The organism is Methylorubrum podarium (assembly GCF_022179745.1).
Taxonomy (GTDB): domain Bacteria; phylum Pseudomonadota; class Alphaproteobacteria; order Rhizobiales; family Beijerinckiaceae; genus Methylobacterium; species Methylobacterium podarium.
Map to the genome: position 1 here is coordinate 1 of NZ_BPRD01000670.1, position 2825 is coordinate 2825.

The 2825-nt window shown below is 69.9% G+C and carries 2 protein-coding genes; both read left to right on the plus strand.

Annotated elements, in window-relative coordinates:
* The coding region (locus MFF42_RS25605; RefSeq protein ID WP_238258780.1) for a malectin domain-containing carbohydrate-binding protein at positions 1 to 1060 on the plus strand (1060 nt) is incomplete at its 5' end.
* 92 nt (positions 1061 to 1152) lie between these two features.
* Entirely contained in the window at positions 1153 to 2679 is a 1527-nt protein-coding gene (locus MFF42_RS25610) for a phosphomannomutase/phosphoglucomutase (protein ID WP_238258781.1), read from the plus strand.
* Positions 2680 to 2825 lie beyond the last annotated feature (146 nt).

Genomic DNA, 2825 nt, shown 5'->3' on the forward strand with positions numbered 1-2825 from the left:
CGTGTCGGGCCCGATCACCGCGGGCGCCAACGGCACCCTCGACCTGCAATTCGCCAACGGCATCGACAACGCCAAGCTCAGCGGCATCATCGTGCGCCAAGCCACGGGCGGCACCGACACGACCGGCCCGACCGTCGGCTCCTTCGCCGTCGACAGTCCCGACACCGGCAGCCAACAGGCCAGCGTGACGGTGGTCTACAACGACGCCTCGGGCATCAGCCTCGCCAGCATCACCGCCGCCGACCTCGCGGTGACGGGACCCGGCGCGGTCGGGGCGATCAGCCTGCAGTCGAAGGTGGCGACCAGCGCCACCTCGGCCACGGCCACCTATCTCGTCGCCGCGCCGGCGGGCGGCTGGGCCGACGGGTCCTACACCGCGACGGTCAAGGCCGGCGAGATCGCCGACGGGAGCCCCGCGGCCAACACCAACGCCGCCGCCTCGCACGCCTTCACCATCGACGTGACGCCCGGCGGCGACACCCTCGTCCTGGCGATCAATTCCGGCGGGAGCGCCTTCACCCGCGCGGACGGGACCCTGTTCGAGTCCGACACGGCGGCAGCCCCGCACCGCTACTACGTCGCCGGCCAGGACGGGAACGCCGTCTTCGCCGACGTCGATCCGATCGCCGGCACCACCGACGACGCGCTCTACCAGAACCAGCGCTTCGGCTGGGCGAGCGCCTCGACCACGGATGCCGACGACGGGCGCTTCGGCTACGCCGTCAAGAACGCGGACGGCAGCGCGCTGGCGTCCGGCTCCTACAAGGTCGTCCTGCACTTCGCCGAGATCTACAACCAGCCCGACGATCCGGGCGGTCTCAGCGGAGCGGGCCAGCGTCAGTTCAACGTCGGCATCGAGGGCACCACGGTCGCCAACTACGACATCTGGGCGGCGGCGGCCGGGGGCGCGACGGCGACGACCCTGACGCGGACCGTCTCGGTCACCGACGGGACGCTCAACCTCGCCTTCTGGCAGGGCGCCGCCGAGAACCCGACCTTGGCGGCCGTCGAGGTGTGGAAGGTCAACGGCGCCTCGGCCCTGGACGGCTTCCTTGTCTGAGGGCTTCCTGATCTAGAGTCTCACCCCGTCTCGGCTTCTCTTCCGGCGGCGCGCGACGTCTTGTCCGCCGCCGCCCGTGCGAAAGGTCTGCCATGTCCTCCGATCCGTCCCTCAAGACCTTTCCCACGCCCCTGCCGAGGCTCGAGCCGAACACCTTCGCCTTCGAGCAGTGGCCGATGGTCAAGCCGACCGGCTTTCGCGAGTACGACGCCCGCTGGCTGTTCCCGCAGGAGATCAACCTGATGGGCGTCCAGGCGCTGGGGCTCGGGATCGGCACGCTGATCCATGAGCGCGGCGTGCGGCCCGACATCGTCACCGGTCACGACTTCCGCGCCTATTCCTCGTCGATCAAGCTCGCCCTGATCGCCGGGATGCAGGCGGCGGGCCTGCGGGTGAAGGATATCGGGCTCGCGCTCTCGCCGATGGCCTATTTCGGCCAGTTCGCCCTCGACTGCCCCTGCGTGGCGATGGTCACCGCCTCGCACAACGACAACGGCTGGACCGGGGTGAAGATGGGCGCTGAGCGGCCGATGACCTTCGGCCCCGACGAGATGGGCCGCCTCAAGGAGATCGTCACCAGCGGCGCGTTCCAGTATCGCGACGGCGGCGCCTACGAATTCGTGTCCGACTTCGCGAAAATCTATCTCGACGACCTCGTCGCCCGCGCAAAGCCCGTCACGCGCAAGCTGAAGGTGGTCGCCGCCTGCGGCAACGGCACGGCCGGCGCCTTCGCCCCGGCCCTGCTGGAGCGGCTCGGCGTCGAGGTGATCCCGCTCGACGTCGAGCCGGACCATTCCTTCCCGCGCTACAACCCGAACCCCGAGGACATGGCGATGCTGCACGCCATCGCCGACAAGGTGCGCGAGACCGGCGCCGATGTCGGCCTCGGCTTCGACGGCGACGGCGACCGCTGCGGCGTGGTCGATGACGAGGGCGAGGAGATCTTCGCCGACAAGATCGGGGTGATGCTGGCCCGCGACCTGTCCAAGCTGCATCCGGACGCGACCTTCGTGGTCGACGTGAAGTCGACCGGCCTCTACGCCGCCGATCCCGAGCTGCAGGCCCGCGGCGTGCGCACCGATTACTGGAAGACCGGCCACTCCTACATCAAGCGGCGGGTCAACGAGCTCTCGGCGCTGGCCGGCTTCGAGAAGTCCGGCCACTTCTTCTTCAACGCGCCGGTCGGCCGCGGCTACGACGACGGCCTGCTCACCGCCATCGCGGTGATCGAGATGCTCGACCGCAACCCCGGCCAGACCATGGCCGACCTCTACCGGGCGCTGCCGAAGACCTGGGGCTCGCCGACCATGTCGCCGCACTGCGCCGACGAGGTGAAGTACGGCGTCGTCGAGGCGGTGACCGAGCGGTTCCGGGCGCTGCAGGCGGCGGGCGAGCCGGTGGGCGGCCACGCGATCACCGATCTGGTGACGGTCAACGGCGTGCGCGTCACGACCGACGACGGCACCTGGGGGCTGGTACGGGCCTCCTCGAACAAGCCCGAACTCGTGGTGGTGGTGGAGAGCCCGGTCTCGGAGGCGCGGCTGCACGAGATGTTCGCGGCGGTCGACGCGGTGCTGCGCCAGCATCCGGAGGTGGGCGCCTACAACCAGACGATCTGATTCGGGTACCGCTTGATTCCTTCGGTCGGGCATCGCCTGTCCCTTCCCCCTTGTGGGGAGGGGTTCGGGGTCGGGCGGAGGGCACCCCACCGCCTCGTTCTGAACCACCCCCACCTCCTGCCTCCTCCCCGCAAGGGGGAGGAGAG